The organism is Pseudomonas cyclaminis (genome assembly GCF_015163715.1).
GTDB classification, from domain to species: Bacteria; Pseudomonadota; Gammaproteobacteria; order Pseudomonadales; family Pseudomonadaceae; genus Aquipseudomonas; species Aquipseudomonas cyclaminis.
In genome coordinates, this window is sequence record NZ_JADDUM010000021.1 from 1 (window position 1) to 14,747 (window position 14,747).

The following is a 14,747-nucleotide window of genomic DNA, read 5'->3' on the forward strand; positions in this document are numbered from 1 at the left end:
CGGCGTGCGCCTGTGGTTTTGAGCTTTTTCCTATACCTATAACTCGCCGCCTGGAGCGGCCTGGAGCCTTGCATGTCTGTGTTGAAAACTGCGTTAGCGGGCGGTGCGCTGTGGACTGGATTACTCTTCAGCCTGCCGGCCTCGGCCCACCCGAAACTGCTGTCGTCCATTCCGGCGGCCGGCGCCCAGGGCGCGGCGCCGGCCGTGATTGAGCTGCGTTTCTCGGAGAACCTGCTGACGCAGTTCTCAGGCGCCAAGCTGACCATGACCGATATGCCCGGCATGCCCAATTCGCCGATGCCGGTGAAGGCCAGCGTGGCAGCCAGCGCCGACCCCAAGGTGATGCTGATCAAACCGGCGTCCATGCTGACGGGCGGCACCTACCGGGTCGACTGGCGGGCAGTGTCATCCGATACCCATCCGATCACCGGTAACGTGGTGTTCAGTGTCCAGCCATGAGTGAACTGAGCCAAATATTGCTGCGCTTTGCGCTGTATCTGGACTTGATGCTGGTGTTTGGCCTGGGGCTTTTTGGCCTCTACGGCCTCAATGCTGCACAACTTCCTTTGTTGAATTTCAAGAAGCTGCTGGGAGGGACGGCGAGCCTTGGCGTGCTGCTTTCGATCGCGTCGATGTTAAGCATCACCCAGGCCATGAGCGGCGCCACGGATTGGCCGACGTTATGGCCGCACCTGCAGATGATGCTGACGCAGACTGACCTGGGCTGGACAGCGTGCCTGCGCATTGTGGCGCTGGTGCTGGTCACCTTTGTCAACCTGCCTCTGGCCACGCTGTTTGGCGGTGTCGCACTGGTGACCCTGATGTGGACCGGGCACGGCGCGATGCACGAGGGCGCGCCTGGGGTGTGGCACATGCTCAGCGACAGTGCGCACCTGTTGGCGGCGGCGGGGTGGGTGGGCGCGTTGGCGGCGTTTGGACTGTTGCTGATGCGCGCATCATTGGGAGATGCCCGCCGCGTGGAGGCATTGGCTGCCGCACTGGCGGGTTTCGAGCGCATAGGTGCGGGGTTCGTCGCCGTGCTGATCGTCAGCGGCGTGGCGAATTATCTGTGGGTGGTCGGGCCGAATCTGGACGGCCTCACCGGCGGTATCTATGCGCGCCTGTTGAGCCTGAAACTAGGCGTGTTCGGCGTGATGCTGGGGCTGGCGGCGCTCAATCGCTTCCACCTGACGCCGTTTCTGCAACGCGCCGTGGCAGCGGGCGACCCGGCGCCGGCCATTGCCGCGCTGCGGCGCAGCATGGCCCTGGAGTTCGGCGCCGTGGTGCTGATTCTTGCACTTGTGGCATGGCTGGGCACTCTGTCGCCTACTTAGGACTCGGCGCTCTTCAGGCATTTGAGTGCCTTGAAGTCACTGCGTACGCCGTCGATTTTCTGCATGAGTTTCAAGCGTTGCTGCGGCGTACTTTCTGCCATCACGTCGACAATCAGGCTGCGCGCCGCGGCTTCGGTCTGGGCGTAAGCCGCACGATATTGCGGGGTCCACAGGCTTTCGCGGTCCACCAGCAATTGCTGCATTTTCTTCGGGAAGTCGGTGCTGTGGCGTTGCTGCACGGCGTCGATAAATTGCGCCTGCCAATGGGCGCGGTTGCCGATCCATTCCTGATTCTGCTCGCCCAGGGCGATGGACCAGGCGGTGACACGATTCTGCTGGCTGGTGCTCAGCGGGCCCATCCAGGTGTCCAGGCGTTTATTCATGCGCTCGGCGCGGTCCTTGATTTGCTGAGCCAGCGGCGGCTTCAGGTAATCGTCTTGGCGTTTGCGCAGGTCCTTGGCCAGGGCGTCGTTCATTTCCTTGACCTGTTGATCATCCAGCCCCTGGAGCAGTTCGATGGCCGAGGGAGTGATCTCACGGGCGATTTCAGCAATGGCTTGTTCGGCTTCGGCGGTACGCGTCTTCAGCGCCGCGTCGGTGACCTGGTTGTCGTCGACCATCTGTTGCAGGCGATCGAGCCAGTCCAGGTAACCGGGCAGTTGCGTGGTGCAGTGCCAGGCCAGGTGCTCCTTGAGTTTGTCGTTGAACCAGCTCTTCTGCCCGGCGTTCATGTCCAGGTAGTCATTGAGGGTCCAAGGGATGATCACGTCCAGGTTGCGATAGGCCAGCCCCACGCGATTGCAGCCGGCGAGCGCCAGGCTCAGGGTCAGGAGTACCACCAGCAGTTTGAGCCGACGCAGCATGGGCGTGTCCTTGGGCAGAGAGAGTCAATGCATGTGAACCCGCGCCGGGCGCGACAGTTCAGCCCATCAATAAAACGAGCGCACGGCCTTCAAGGTCAACAGGCCGTCGCATTGCGAATTGTGTCCGGAGTAGGCCGAGCAATCGCCGCCGCTGAGGCTGGAATCGCTGTAGATCAGGTCCAGGTCGATGCCCTTCCAGGCACGGGAGAATTGCACCGACCAGTCGCTGAAACTGCTGATGGTGCCGCCGTCTACCGAAGCCGGCGTGCCCAACTGATGAGTGGTGTACTTCATGCTGACGCCGATGCCGAAGGGCTGGGTGCCGCCAAGATCGGCAAAGATTGTGCTGTCCTGGCGGTCCGGGTCGTTGCTGAAAGAGGCGCCGAAGCGATTGCCCAACAGGTTCAGGCCGCCATAGAACTCCTGGCTGTCGAGGGGGCTGAGCTTGGGGTAGCTGTAGTGGATCAAGCCGACTTCATAGCCGAGCGTCTGGTCGAAGGGGTGTTTGAAGCCCATGTAGGAATCGACTTCGAGAGTGCTCGCCGAGGACAGGCCCATGTTGGGCGAGAATTGGCCGAAGTACAGGCCACTGTCGTGGCTGAGGTCCAGGCCGCCGTGGAAAGAATCGCTGCCCGGCGAGGTCGGCTTGACCAGGCCCTGGGCCATGCTGCGGCTGGGGGTGGTGCCCAATTTCAGGTCGAAGTCGCCCAATTCGCGCTGGAAGATCTGCGCTTCGGCAAGAGGGCAAGCCACTAATGTGCTGACCAGAAAAATGCAGGACTTGAGCATGCTTCACTCCATGAAAAGCGAGGAGCAGTAATGGAGAACATCGGGCAGATGCCCGTGCTAGACGTGTGCAAGGATACCGACGAATGCCAGGCGATGAGGCCCGTTCGTCGATTAGCGCAATATTGAATATAGGGGGAGGGTGCTTCGGGCTCTAGTCCTAGCGCCTTGAAGGCAAGACGCTTAGGGACCAGGTGTGCTGCGCGGTATTACTTTTTACCCAGGCTGATCTGCTTGGACGGGCCGAAAGTCTGGCCGCTCACGCCCTTGGCAATTTGCTGGATTTCACCACCGGATTTGAGGAAAGCAGCGATTTGGCTGTTGATCGATTCGCTGGTTTCAACGGCGGGAGCTGGCTTTGCTTTGCTGTTGGATGCTTTTACGCGCATGGCGGCCACTAACCTGTAGAAAATTAACTTGGCCAGGCATCGTACAGGAAATACTTGACAATTGCTTGGCAAATATCCCCTTGGAATAAGTCTCACGCCCGGAAATGGCCACCGTTCATCTTTGAAATAAGCAGCTAACTTGCTGTTTTAGCTCGAAACCCGGCGGGTAGTCGGTGGCGGCGGCACGGCCAAATCAGGTTGACCGATCAGACGAGCGGGGCAGTGCCATTGGAACGCCACCCATCCCGTAATTTTTGCGGCGCGCGCATACGGTTTAGAAGGCGGCCCACGCAATAAGGGCATTGGAAAAACTTGGTAGCCTCAATATAGCCAAGGGCAGCAGCTTTATCTGCTGTGCTCTACGAATGCGGAGTATTGAAATTTCCAGATGCTTCCGTTCTGAATCTCTAACTAATATCAGCGTGCATCATTTCGTCACACTCAAAATGAAAATTAATCTGCACATCTTAGTGCTGTAAAAGACGCTGTTTTTTCTTAAAAAAGCTGCGGAGTTAATGGCTTTTGGCGCTCGAACGCTCTTTCTTGGGGCTCTTGCTGTCGGTTGGTAAGTCTCTGTCGACTCGTTCGATCCAGTACGTTTCTTCAAAGCCTCTCCCGGTCCTGCAAGATGCGAAATCATTAGTACCCCATACAAAGCCACAGCGGGCCTAGCCCTACTGCAAACAGCGCCCCAGCCTCTGCCGGTATAAGCACTCGCCAACCCCCCCCATACCCGCAGTCCGCAAGGGCCCGGATGACTGCCTCAAAGTCTCGGCTAGAAGTGGCGCTACTTACAGCGCAAAACCAACGTACTGGGCCAAGTGCTGGAACTGGAACACCTGCCCGCATTGAACATGCGCAGAAAGGTCGGCGGTGGCTTCGTGCTGCTGATGCCCGGCGGCAAGTACCTGCATTTTGAAGAGGATCAGGTTGAGAATGTGATGGACGACGACGTGGAACAAAACATCTATGGCGTGCCCGACTACCTGGGCGGCATGCACGCGGGATTCATCTTCTACACCAATAATCTGAACCTATCGGAGGCGGATGAAGAGCGCAGGCAAAGCCAGATCGGATCGAGCAAGGGCGTGGGGGGGGGTTCGGTCGTTGTTTGTGAACATTCCGGGGGGCGGGGATAAGGCGATTCAGATTATTCCGATGGGGGACCTATTGCGACGAAGGATGAGTTTGAGCGGATTAAGAACATCACGCGATGGACTTTAAAGTAAAATTATAATTCTATTGTTGAAGATCAAAATAGGAATTAAGGTGTTTTGTGGTTTAAACGCAGCTATTTTTAATAGCACGCTGGACTGCAAGTCAGCGTGCTCTCAAGAGAAATCTAATACAGTTGTTTAGCTTGTGCGACCGCCATTGTAATATTCATCCCAGATCCATTGGGGCGTGTCATCCCCAGGTGGTTTCGGGGTGTAAGTGGACGGCTCAATTGCAGGTTCTCCACTGAGGTGCAAGCTGCAAACACGAACGTAGTCTTCTTTTGTTTTGACATTTTCACGGTTGAGAATTTCCAAAGCTTCACTCACCTTCCGTATGTTTGTGCTTGGATTTTTAACCATCCCACTAGCTAACATATTCAAATCGCCGGTCACGAGTCCGATAACCATAATAACCTCCACATTTATTAAGGTAAGATGCCATTCAAAGTTAGTTCAAAGTTAAGGTATTGATACCTGTGATAAATGACAGTATTTAAGAACGGTTTGTTATTAGCATTGGTGCTTTCGCGTCATAAATGTTTGAACGCGGGTTAGGGGGCACACCCTTCACTTGGAAAGTACTGTGGAACTGGCGTAAAAAGCACTACGGGCGGCTAAGCGTCGCACTCTGAGTACGCCAGCTTTGAAGGCTAGCCGCCGCTCAAAAAACCTTACCGTTCAATTTTCCGAGCTCTGTAAGCTCGCGTCATTCAGGCGCCCGGAGCTATGCACCGGGCGCGAAGTGCTTACTGCGAATCCCGTGCACTTGGCTCGAAGGAAAAAAGCAGATTATCGATGATGGCCTTGCCCATTTCACCCAAGTAATGCGAGGCGAACGCGAATTTCTCTGCTCGGGAGTCGATGGCGGCCTCCAGCGAGAGCATTTTTGCGTAGTAGAGGACTTGCGATGCGTGTTCAAGGGCCTCCCGAATTGGGACGCCTGCGTTGACGCGGAAGAGTTTTAGATCGCTTTTGTTCTCTCCGCAGTCTGCGAAGGTTACAGAGCCGATGGTTTCGACTGGGGGGAGGGTTGCTCATTGCTGATCTCCTGATTTTCGGAGGTTCTGAGCGGGCGGTGCGGGTTGAATCGAGGTTTTTTCGTACGGCATTAGCGTGCTCCTTGGTACTACCCAAAAGAGCTGCCAGTCACGATTCCAAGCGTGAGGGTGGCAGCTGTACGCAGGTTGGAATCCGAGAAGAAGCGCCTCGGCAGGCACAAGGCCTCCCACGCACAGCCGCCAAAAAGCGCAAAGCCCAGGCACAAAAAAAGCGCCTGCTCATTGTTTGACGACGCTATAGCGTCTTCTTTCTCGGGATTCCACGCCCGGTCGCTGGTGCAGCGACGTGAAGGAGGTTGGCGCGATGGGATGAAGGCTGCAACTAGCTGTGGATACCTTGCTTAGGCTGGCGATCTTCGGTTCCCAATACTGATGGCGAGGGATCAGTAGCAAAATTTCCATTAGCTGCTGGGCCTTGAGCGCTTCCACTTTGAATATGACCATGCGTTATGCGCATTTTAGCCTTGGGCATTTGGCAGAGGTGGTGAACCTTAGCCCCTTGGCAATCGACCGTGGACATTTTGTGGAGGATAGCCGTTGGATTGTGAAGGACGAAGCGAACGATGAGAGTACAATCGCTGCATAGTGGCGATAGGATTTGTTTTATAACTGTATGAAATTAATGGAATAATTTCTATTTTTTAGGGTTTTCTCGAGTGCGCGCTGCGCTGTTTACGCCGAGAAGGCCGGTTTTTTGAGGGTATTGGAAATGGCTCTAGTCGGGCGCTACAACAGCTTACAAGTGGTAAAACACACTAACTTCGGTTTGTACCTGGATGGTGCGCAAGATGGCGAAATCCTCTTGCCTAATCGGTATATCCCCAAAGATATTCCCAGTGAAGATGAAGACTGGCTTAACGTTTTCATTTACCTGGACAGCGATGACAAACTTATCGCCACCACCGAGAAACCCAAAGTTCAAGTCGGCGAATTCGCCAGTTTGAAAGTGGTGGAAGTCAACAGCATTGGTGTATTCCTCGATTGGGGTTTGCCAAAGGACCTGTTGTTGCCGTACTCGGAAGAAAAACGCCAGATGACCGCCGGTGAATATTGCGTGGTGCACGTCTACCTCGACAAGCACACCAGGCGCATCACCGCCACCGCACGTCTTGATCGCTACCTGGACAAGACCCCGGCCAACTACGTCGTAGGCCAGGAAGTCGACCTGCTGGTGGCCGAAGCCACTGACATGGGCTTCAAGGCGATCATCAATAACAAGCACTGGGGCCTGATTCACAAGAACGAAGTGTTCAAGTTCCTGCGCCCGGGCAAGGAAGAGAAAGGCTTCATCAAAGAGATCCGCGCCGATGGCAACATCAGCCTGAGCCTGCAACCGGTTGGCCAGGAAGCGGCCTCCAGCCTCAATTCGAAGATTCTTGCCAAGTTGCGCGAAAACAACGGCACGTTGCCGGTCAGCGATAAAAGCGACCCGACGGTAATCAGCAACTTGTTCGGCGTCAGCAAGGGCAACTTCAAGAAGGCTATTGGTGCGCTCTACAAGCAAGGTCAGATTGTGATCCACGCGGATCGTATTGAACTTAGCTAAGTAGGGTTTGCTCTTCTGTAGGAGCAATGGGCTCCTACAGAGGTTGCGTCAATGTCCAAAAAATCTGTGTTCGCTTACCTCGGCACCTTGCTTGCTTTCCTGGTGCTCGACGGCCTGTGGCTCGGCGTCCTTATGGGCCCCACTTACAAATCCCTGCTGGGCCCGCTGATGCTTGATCAGCCCCGCCTATTGCCCGCAGTGCTGTTCTATCTCCTGTATGTCCTCGGTTGTGTGGTGTTCGTGGTCTTGCCCAGCATCAGTTGGCAGCGCGCAGCGCGTATGGGTGCGCTGCTGGGGCTCGTGGCCTATGGCACCTATGACCTGAGCAACTGGGCCACGCTGCAAGGCTGGGCTGCTGGGTTGGCACTGATGGATATGGCCTGGGGTACCTTTTTGACGGCGGTATGCTGCACGGTTGGGCATCTGTGTGCACATCGGGTGCACCGATGATTGTGTACAGGATTTATGTGCACCGTTGCTGAGCGTGGTCCCCACCACGAAGGTACCTTCAGCTCCTTTGAAACGCCGTTGTAGAGGGATTGTGTGCTATTGGCACGTATTCTGCTGACTGTCTCGTATACAAAACTTGCCGCCTTCCGTATGCATCCCCGCGACGGAAGCGCAGGCCGGTATGACGAGGAGCCCAGCGATGACCGAACAATTGCCCAAAGGCTACAGCCCACGCCTGTACAACCAGGATCTGGGCCCGCTGCCGCAGAAATGGAACTGGTACAACATCTTCGCCTTCTGGATGAGCGACGTGCACAGCGTCGGCGGGTATGTATTCGCCGCCAGTCTGTTTGCCCTCGGGCTGGCCAGTTGGCAGGTGTTGATCGCCTTGCTCGCCGGTATTTGCATCGTGCAATTGATCGCCAACCTGGTGGCCAAGCCGAGCCAGCAGGCCGCCGTACCTTACCCAGTGATCTGCAGGCTCGCCTTTGGTGTCTTTGGCGCGAATATTCCTGCGGTGATTCGCGGTCTTATCGCCGTGGCCTGGTACGGGATTCAGACCTACCTGGCGTCCAGCGCGTTGATCATTGTGGTTTTGCGATTTTTCCCACAGATGGCGGTGTATGCAGAGCCGCATTTCGCCGGGCTGTCCTACCTGGGCTGGTTTGGTTTCCTCAGCCTTTGGGTGCTGCAAGCGGCAGTTTTCTGGGCCGGCATGGAGTCCATCCGCCGCTTTATCGATTGGGCGGGGCCGGTGGTCTATGCTGTGATGTTTGCCCTGGCCGGTTGGATCGTATGGAAGGCGGGCTGGTCGAACATCAGCTTTACCCTGGCGGAAAAATCCCTGTCGGGCTGGCAAGCGTTCGGCCAAGTGATCGTGGCCACTGCGCTCGTGGTGTCGTACTTCTCAGGGCCAACCCTGAATTTCGGCGATTTCAGCCGCTACTGCCGCAGCATGCAGGACGTGCGACGCGGAAATTTCTGGGGCTTGCCAGTGAATTTCCTGGCGTTCTCCCTGGTGACCGTAGTGATCGTCTCGGGCACTTTGCCGGTGTTTGGCGAGATGCTCCACGACCCGATTGCCACGGTGTCGCGTATCGACAACAACATGGCCGTGCTGCTGGGTGCGTTTGCCTTTGTGACCGCGACCATCGGTATCAATATCGTCGCCAACTTCGTGTCCCCGGCGTTTGACTTCGCCAACGTCGCACCGAGCAAAATCAGCTGGCGCGCCGGCGGCATGATCGCGGCGGTCGCCTCGATCTTCATCACCCCATGGAACCTGTTCAACAACCCGCTGATGATTCACTACACCCTGGATATCCTCGCGGCGTTTATCGGGCCGCTGTTCGGGATCCTGCTGGTGGACTTCTACCTGATCAAAAAACAGAAGATCGACGTGGATGCACTGTTCGATGACAGCCCAAGTGGCCGCTATTACTTCGACGGCGGCGTGAACTGGACGGCGGTCAAGGCCCTGGTGCCCGCGACACTGGTAGGCGTCGCGATCACCTTCACCCCGGCGTTGCAGGGCATGGCCAACTTCGCCTGGTTTACCGGCTGCTTCCTGGGAGGGCTGTTTTTCCTGGTGCTGGCACGGCGCGAGCAGGTGCGCACGCAAGCGCCGCTGGTTGCCGGCTGACCAATATTCCTCCCGCCAGGAACAGGCCTGTGCCGGCAATTACCAATGCCGGTCGCAGGCCACCGCTGAGGTGGCTGCTCACCGACGCCAGCAAGGGCCCGCTCAATTGGCCGATGGCAAAGCTGGCGGTCAGCAGCCCGGTACTGCGCTGGTAGCCGTGGGGTGCCACCTCCCGCAAGCGCGCCATTACGAGCTGCATGCAGGCCAGGAATGGCCCACCGCACAACAGAACCCCCAGTGCCAACCCCCAGCCATTACCCAGCAAGCACGCGAACACCCCGGCCGCTTGCAGCCAGAGGGTGGTCATCAGCCAGCGGCGGGTAGTGTCCGGGTCTTTGCGACGCAAGGTCGCCACCCCCACGCCCACTGCTGCGAGCAGGCCGAAGCACGGCCAGAACAGATCGGCTTGCCAGGCGCCTTTGAACTGGGCGCTGGCCATCTGCGACAGGAAGGTGGCTGGAATGATGTAACCCAGTCCGAAGAGTACATAAATCCAGCACAGGTGCGTGATGCTGCCATTACTGCCCGCGTCGTTGTGGCTGGTGACAGCGGCGCTGGCGCAGGGCTGCGGCAAGAACGGCAGGATCGCGAGCAACATCACCAATGCCACCGCGCCATAGACCAACCATAAGGTGGCGGAATCTTGTCCCAGCAGGTTTGAGCCGAGCGCCAATAACCCGGTCAATAGAATCCCCAGGCCCGGCCCGGCAAATACCAGGGCACCGAGGCGCGGCCGTCCGGCGGCGAGTGCCAGTGGCTGGCTCAAACTGGTGATCATCACCAAGGCCCAGGCGCTCGCCACACCCGTGCCAAAGCGCAACAGCAGGTGCGGCCAGAATGCGTGGGCCCAATACGATGCAAAGGTCAGCAACACACATAACCACAGCCCGCCGTACAGACGACCGCGCACATGGCGATGGCCGCGGGCGAAAATCGAATCCACCGCGCCCACGAAATAGCCGAGGTAGTTGGCGGCGGCGATCAGACCGGCGCCGGTCAGGTCGATCTGCCCTTCGCTGAGCATATGGGGCATTTGCGGGGTGAGGGCGAAGCGGCCAATGCCCATGGCCATCATCAGGGCGATGGAGCTGGCGAGTAAGCGAATGAGGGGTGACATGGTCAGGTGTCCTGCTGAGAAACGAATGACCGTCAGCCTAAGGTGCATTGACTTTCTGTAAAATTGAATAATAGTGAGCAACTTGTTCAGTTTTGGAGAAAGGTATGGAGTTCAGTCAATTGCGGATTTTCCAGGCCGTGGCGCAAGAGGGCTCCATCACCCGTGCGGCAGAGCGCCTGCACCGCGTGCCGTCGAACTTGTCGACCCGTCTCAAGCAAATGGAAGAACAACTCGGCGTAGAGCTGTTCGTGCGTGAACGCCAGCGCTTGCAGCTTTCTCCGGCGGGCAAGATATTGCTGGACTACAGCACTCGCCTGCTGGCTCTGCACGACGAAGCCCACGGCGCGGTGCAGGGTGGGCAACCGGCTGGCGATTTTGTGCTGGGCAGCATGTACAGCACCGGCGCGGTACATTTGCCCAAGCTGCTGGCGCGTTATCACAAGGCCTATCCGATGGTGAATTTGCAGGTGCAGTCCGCACCCAGCGGTGAGCTGCTCGAAGGTTTGATCACCGGGCGCCTGGACGCCGCGTTTGTAGACGGCCCGCTGACCATCGCCACACTGGACGGCGTGCAGCTGTGCGAGGAAAAACTGGTGCTGATCTGCGAAGCCGATCACCCGCCCGTGCGTGGTCCCCAGGATGTTGCCGGCCGCTCGGTGTTCACGTTCCGACGCAGTTGTGCCTATCGTACCCGCCTGGAAAGCTGGTTTGCCCACGAGCGCGTGGCCATGGGACGGGCGATCGAGATCGAGTCGTATCAAGGCATGCTCGCTTGCGTGATTGCCGGTTCCGGGGTGGCGTTGATGTCCCAATCCATGCTCGACAGCCTGCCGGGCAAGGACAGCGTGTCCGTTCATCCGCTGACCGGGCAATTTGCCACTGCGACCACCTGGCTGATGTGGCGAAAGGGTATGCTCGGCGCTAACCTCAATGCGTGGATTGATCTGCAGCAGGTCGGTCAGCCGGAGGTCATGAAAGACAGTCGCGCCATTGCTTGACCGGTTCGTCAGCATTTGGATGGATTTGGTAATAGTTCGTTGTGGTTTCGTTCAAGCAATACGTAGGACTTAGGGCTACTATCAATGTAGGAAAGGGCGACAGAACATGCGCCTACCAGCATTACCCTCAAAGGGGGCAACCATGAAAGAGAAAATTCAAAACTGGCTCCATGATCTGGGCGTTGCACTGGGCTTGATCGAGCCTCCGCTGCAGCCGGTGCCGATTCGTACGGATGATGAGCAGCGGCGTCCACGTCGTAGGTAAGCCCCGCGGCGCTCACACGATTGCGGCGTTGATCGTGCGGGCGTTGATGGCGTTGATGAATCTTCGGAGCCTGTCGTGTGTTCCGCCCGTAGCATGCAGGCGCGGATTTCCTTGTCGTTTTTAATGCCTGAATCCATAGTGAGTCAGGCACCGCCGTCGGATATTTCTTCTTATCTTGTAATCCTGCCTTTTTCCTTATTTGACCTTCTATATTTTTGTTTCCAGGAGGACAAATAGGCGTTGAGATGTCGAGCATTGATAGCGAAGGAATGATGGTTTCCGATCAGGTTAAGCCTCGTCGGTTCCAGTCCATAGAACATGGCGATTTACGCAGCGTACGGGCATTGGTCGTCCATCAGACAGACGCGCCGACTGCACAGCACACTTTCAATGGCTATCGATCCAAGGGAAGTGGCGCTCACTTTTTGGTTGAGAAGGATGGAGTCATTTACCAGACCGCCAGTTTGAGAAAGCGCTGTTTTCATGTTGGGCGCTTTATTCGATCCAAGTGCCTGGCAAACGACAAATCAACGTGTGACACCACTCAAATCAACAGCATTCAGGCGCTCACCTGGACGCTGCAGATCAGAGCGCTGGATAAATACGAGCGTACCAAGAACTATCCGGATCGTTACCCCATGAACTCTGACTCCGTAGGCATCGAGTTAGTGGGGAAGCATCTGGATGCGGTTCGTTACGAGGCGATTACGGCGATGCAGAATCAATCCCTTCAGTGGTTGGTGTCCGAGTTGTATCGCCATTTCAGCCTGACGTCGGCAGACGTCTACACCCACCCGCAAATCTCATATAAACATCCCGGTGAAGCCAGTAGCGCGGTGTGGCAATGAAGTGTTGGCACTTGTCCTTGAGTCTGTGGGTATTGCTCGTGGGGTGCGCTGCCCAGTATCAGAACATTAAGGACGTTTCTATCGCAGGCTTCCAATCCGACGAGCCGGAACGCTGTCGACCCTCCGACGTGAGCCTTGATGAACGGCAGATAACGTCCTTTTTCGAGCGGGCCACGGGTATTGATGGCCGCACGCTGCATGACCACTATGAGTGGGCGCCTTGTTACCTTGAAGGCACATTGAACTATAGGGGAGAGGCATGCACGTGGCGCGTCAGGGCGGGGGCCACAGGCGAAATTCAGTGCGCGGCGCAGGAACAGTATTTTGGATGCAACACGTGTGGCGATTTGTTTTGAGTCTATGCCGGTCGGCCAGACTTTGAAGTGGAAATGTCGGAATTGGACTACTAAGTTGTCGGAATCTGCTGGCTTATTTGTTTGTATAGATAGGCGTAGGTTGAGTTTCACCAAGCAAAGATTTGTATCATTTGTAGCCCTGCACATTTCTACTCATTAGAACGTAGAGGTAGGAGATTTTCCGGAGATAATTCAAGTGCATTTCCTTAGTGCCCAGACTTTATTGAGTTTGTCTCCCTCGAAACTTTAGTGAGCAAGTCAGAATCGTTGGAGGCAAAATTATGAGGCTCTCTTCCGTTCCGCCAGTTGCCGCCTCACTTATCGCCATAAGCGACACTATTTTACATATCGCACCTGTGTCGAGAGCCTGGCGGACTGATGCCCCCAGCAACGTTGTGTTTCTTCCTCCGACATTAGCCAAGCAAGCTCTGCTCCTGCAAATTGGACTCCTGCGCCCCCAGGCAATCGTTGTTGGCGACCAGGCCATTGATGCAGACGTCATTGATCAATGGCGTATATCTCACCCGTTTGGAGAACTCTATTTAGTTCGTAGAGGTACGAGTCTGGATAAGATGCGGTTGGATTTATGCGAGTCCAACGGCATTCAAGTGGTCAATACGCCTGGGGTCAACGCGCCCCATGTTGCAGCCTATATCACCCACTGGTTGTCACTGGCCGATGGCTCCATACCCCATGACATCCGTGTGCTGGGATACGGCACTGTGGGCAAAGAGTTGGTCAGGCTGTTACTTGATCGAGAGCCGGATGTTCGGATTAAAGTGTTGAGCCCACGCGGTCTGGCGCCGGGAACTGTCAGTACAGCTTGTTCCGATAGTCGCGTGTCATTTGTAACAAACTGGTTTGAGGCGCTGCAGGACGCCAGTGCTGTCGCCATCTGTTTATCCCTGAATGATGAGTCCACCTATCGTATCGACCAGGCCCTCATTGAGTGTATGCACAGGCACGCTCGCTTGATCTGCGTCGCTAAGCCGGACGTGTTCAGCGACGATGCTCTACAGGTCCTGTCAGTGGCTGAAGATATCCAGCTTGTCCTGGATTACGGGCCTACGACACTGGATGCGTTTCGGATGCGCACACACGCGCTCGGTTGCAGTGTCGCCGCGTGGCGCCGACCCGCGACGCTGACTGCACAGGCGGCAACCAGCGAAGACTGTCATTGCGACCTCGATTATGCCGTCTCTGTTCAGTTGAGCCTGATGGCCTTGCGCGGCCTTGTGAGACGCAAGCTTGCACACTCACTGACGATCCCTTCCCATCCGGCATCCGCCAATGCGCCGCGCGTGTCGATCATCGGCAGGGGGATTAACGGCTTGCTCCAAGCCGTGATGTTTCGCTTGGCAAATTATCAGGTCACGGTCTATGGAGGAAATCAGGAAAGTGATGGTGCCACGCGTAACAACGTGAATACACGCCATCCACTTCCTGAAAGTCAGTATTTGGCCGTGGAATGCAATGGCGCAGGTATCGAGTTGTTCGAACGGTTTCTGGCCGACAATCCATCGCTGGCATGGCTCGTTGGTACCTACAGGGAGGGTGCCAGTAGCGTAGAAGCCGTCATCGAGATACAGGCGCTGTTGCAGCGCTCTGGTGTTCAGTTCATGCCTTGGCATTTGAGTCTGATGCAAACTTCTGAGTTGAGCAGAGAACACTTCGTTGTGACAGTCGGGGTGGAAGAGGAAGGCGTCTCGATAGTTTATCGGTCTGCGTATACGCCAATCGCCGCCGGAGGAACCTATGCCGCGGGCACAACCCAAGGATTGGTCTGGGCCTCCCTGGTCCAGGAAATCATTCAGGCACACCAAAACCTGTCCGTTGAACGATAAAAAAACGGGCGCGACATCCGACGTCGCGCCCGCT

15 protein-coding genes and 1 pseudogene are annotated in these 14,747 nt (G+C 56.5%); 10 read left to right on the forward strand and 6 right to left on the reverse strand.

What is annotated here, in order from left to right:
- Window positions 1-72 precede the first annotated feature (72 nt).
- Together copC and copD are read left to right on the forward strand one after the other, a co-directional pair.
- Entirely contained in the window at window positions 73-459 is a 387-nt protein-coding gene (gene copC, locus IQK56_RS02315) for a copper homeostasis periplasmic binding protein CopC (protein ID WP_150675877.1), read from the forward strand.
- Complete coding sequence (copD, locus tag IQK56_RS02320) at window positions 456-1,334, forward strand: copper homeostasis membrane protein CopD (RefSeq protein ID WP_193901523.1); 879 nt, start codon at window positions 456-458, stop codon at window positions 1,332-1,334. The genes copC and copD overlap by 4 nt, the downstream gene beginning before the upstream one ends.
- Here the strand turns inward: copD and IQK56_RS02325 are convergent.
- The 3 genes from IQK56_RS02325 to IQK56_RS02335 all read right to left on the reverse strand — a co-directional run bounded on the left by IQK56_RS02325 (window position 1,331) and on the right by IQK56_RS02335 (window position 3,372).
- Window positions 1,331-2,197, reverse strand: a complete 867-nt coding sequence (locus tag IQK56_RS02325; protein ID WP_150762039.1) for a DUF6279 family lipoprotein — start codon at window positions 2,195-2,197, stop codon at window positions 1,331-1,333. The genes copD and IQK56_RS02325 overlap by 4 nt on opposite strands.
- A 66-nt stretch (window positions 2,198-2,263) precedes the next feature.
- A complete protein-coding gene (locus IQK56_RS02330; protein WP_099584053.1) occupies window positions 2,264-2,986 on the reverse strand; it encodes a TorF family putative porin in 723 nt (240 codons plus the stop codon).
- 206 nt (window positions 2,987-3,192) lie between these two features.
- The gene (locus IQK56_RS02335; protein ID WP_003193095.1) at window positions 3,193-3,372 is read right to left on the reverse strand and encodes a hypothetical protein; all 180 of its coding nucleotides are present in this window, start codon (window positions 3,370-3,372) and stop codon (window positions 3,193-3,195) included.
- A gap of 788 nt (window positions 3,373-4,160) precedes the next feature.
- Between IQK56_RS02335 and IQK56_RS02340 the strand changes: the two are divergent.
- A pseudogene (locus tag IQK56_RS02340) lies at window positions 4,161-4,586 on the forward strand (phage portal protein); the annotation flags it as partial.
- A gap of 141 nt (window positions 4,587-4,727) precedes the next feature.
- On the opposite strand, the gene IQK56_RS02345 reads toward IQK56_RS02340, so the two are convergent.
- Window positions 4,728-4,997, reverse strand: coding sequence for a hypothetical protein (locus tag IQK56_RS02345; RefSeq protein ID WP_150760423.1), 270 nt, complete (start codon window positions 4,995-4,997; stop codon window positions 4,728-4,730).
- Window positions 4,998-5,335: 338 nt separating this feature from the next.
- Window positions 5,336-5,599: a DUF3077 domain-containing protein gene (locus IQK56_RS02350; RefSeq protein WP_150760436.1), complete on the reverse strand. Its 264-nt coding sequence runs from the start codon at window positions 5,597-5,599 to the stop codon at window positions 5,336-5,338.
- 757 nt (window positions 5,600-6,356) lie between these two features.
- On the opposite strand from IQK56_RS02350, the gene IQK56_RS02355 reads away from it, so the two are divergent.
- The 3 genes from IQK56_RS02355 (at window position 6,357) to IQK56_RS02365 (ending at window position 9,285) form a co-directional block, all read left to right on the forward strand.
- Window positions 6,357-7,193 carry a CvfB family protein gene (locus tag IQK56_RS02355; protein ID WP_150675872.1) on the forward strand — a complete coding sequence of 279 codons (837 nt, stop codon included), beginning with the start codon at window positions 6,357-6,359 and terminating at the stop codon, window positions 7,191-7,193.
- Between the two features lie 51 nt (window positions 7,194-7,244).
- Window positions 7,245-7,643 (forward strand): DUF2177 family protein, encoded by a 399-nt coding sequence (locus IQK56_RS02360; protein ID WP_122305451.1) that lies wholly within the window; start codon window positions 7,245-7,247, stop codon window positions 7,641-7,643.
- A gap of 199 nt (window positions 7,644-7,842) precedes the next feature.
- Window positions 7,843-9,285, forward strand: a complete 1,443-nt coding sequence (locus IQK56_RS02365) for an NCS1 family nucleobase:cation symporter-1 (protein ID WP_099584056.1) — start codon at window positions 7,843-7,845, stop codon at window positions 9,283-9,285.
- On the opposite strand, the gene IQK56_RS02370 is transcribed toward IQK56_RS02365, so the two are convergent.
- Window positions 9,197-10,402, reverse strand: coding sequence for an MFS transporter (locus IQK56_RS02370; RefSeq protein ID WP_150675871.1), 1,206 nt, complete (start codon window positions 10,400-10,402; stop codon window positions 9,197-9,199). The genes IQK56_RS02365 and IQK56_RS02370 overlap by 89 nt on opposite strands.
- 104 nt (window positions 10,403-10,506) lie before the next feature.
- On the opposite strand from IQK56_RS02370, the gene ptrR reads away from it, so the two are divergent.
- The 4 genes from ptrR (at window position 10,507) to IQK56_RS02385 (ending at window position 14,713) form a co-directional block, all read left to right on the forward strand.
- Window positions 10,507-11,400 (forward strand): putrescine utilization regulator PtrR, encoded by an 894-nt coding sequence (gene ptrR / locus IQK56_RS02375; RefSeq protein ID WP_122305454.1) that lies wholly within the window; start codon window positions 10,507-10,509, stop codon window positions 11,398-11,400.
- 142 nt (window positions 11,401-11,542) lie between these two features.
- Window positions 11,543-11,665, forward strand: a complete 123-nt coding sequence (locus IQK56_RS31380) for a PA1414 family protein (RefSeq protein WP_003193089.1) — start codon at window positions 11,543-11,545, stop codon at window positions 11,663-11,665.
- 245 nt (window positions 11,666-11,910) lie between these two features.
- On the forward strand, window positions 11,911-12,513 hold the full coding sequence (locus tag IQK56_RS02380; RefSeq protein WP_122305455.1) for a peptidoglycan recognition protein family protein: 603 nt from the start codon (window positions 11,911-11,913) through the stop codon (window positions 12,511-12,513).
- A 637-nt stretch (window positions 12,514-13,150) separates the two neighbouring features.
- Complete coding sequence (locus IQK56_RS02385; RefSeq protein WP_193862562.1) at window positions 13,151-14,713, forward strand: Rossmann-fold NAD(P)-binding domain-containing protein; 1,563 nt, start codon at window positions 13,151-13,153, stop codon at window positions 14,711-14,713.
- The last annotated feature ends 34 nt before the right edge of the window (window positions 14,714-14,747 follow it).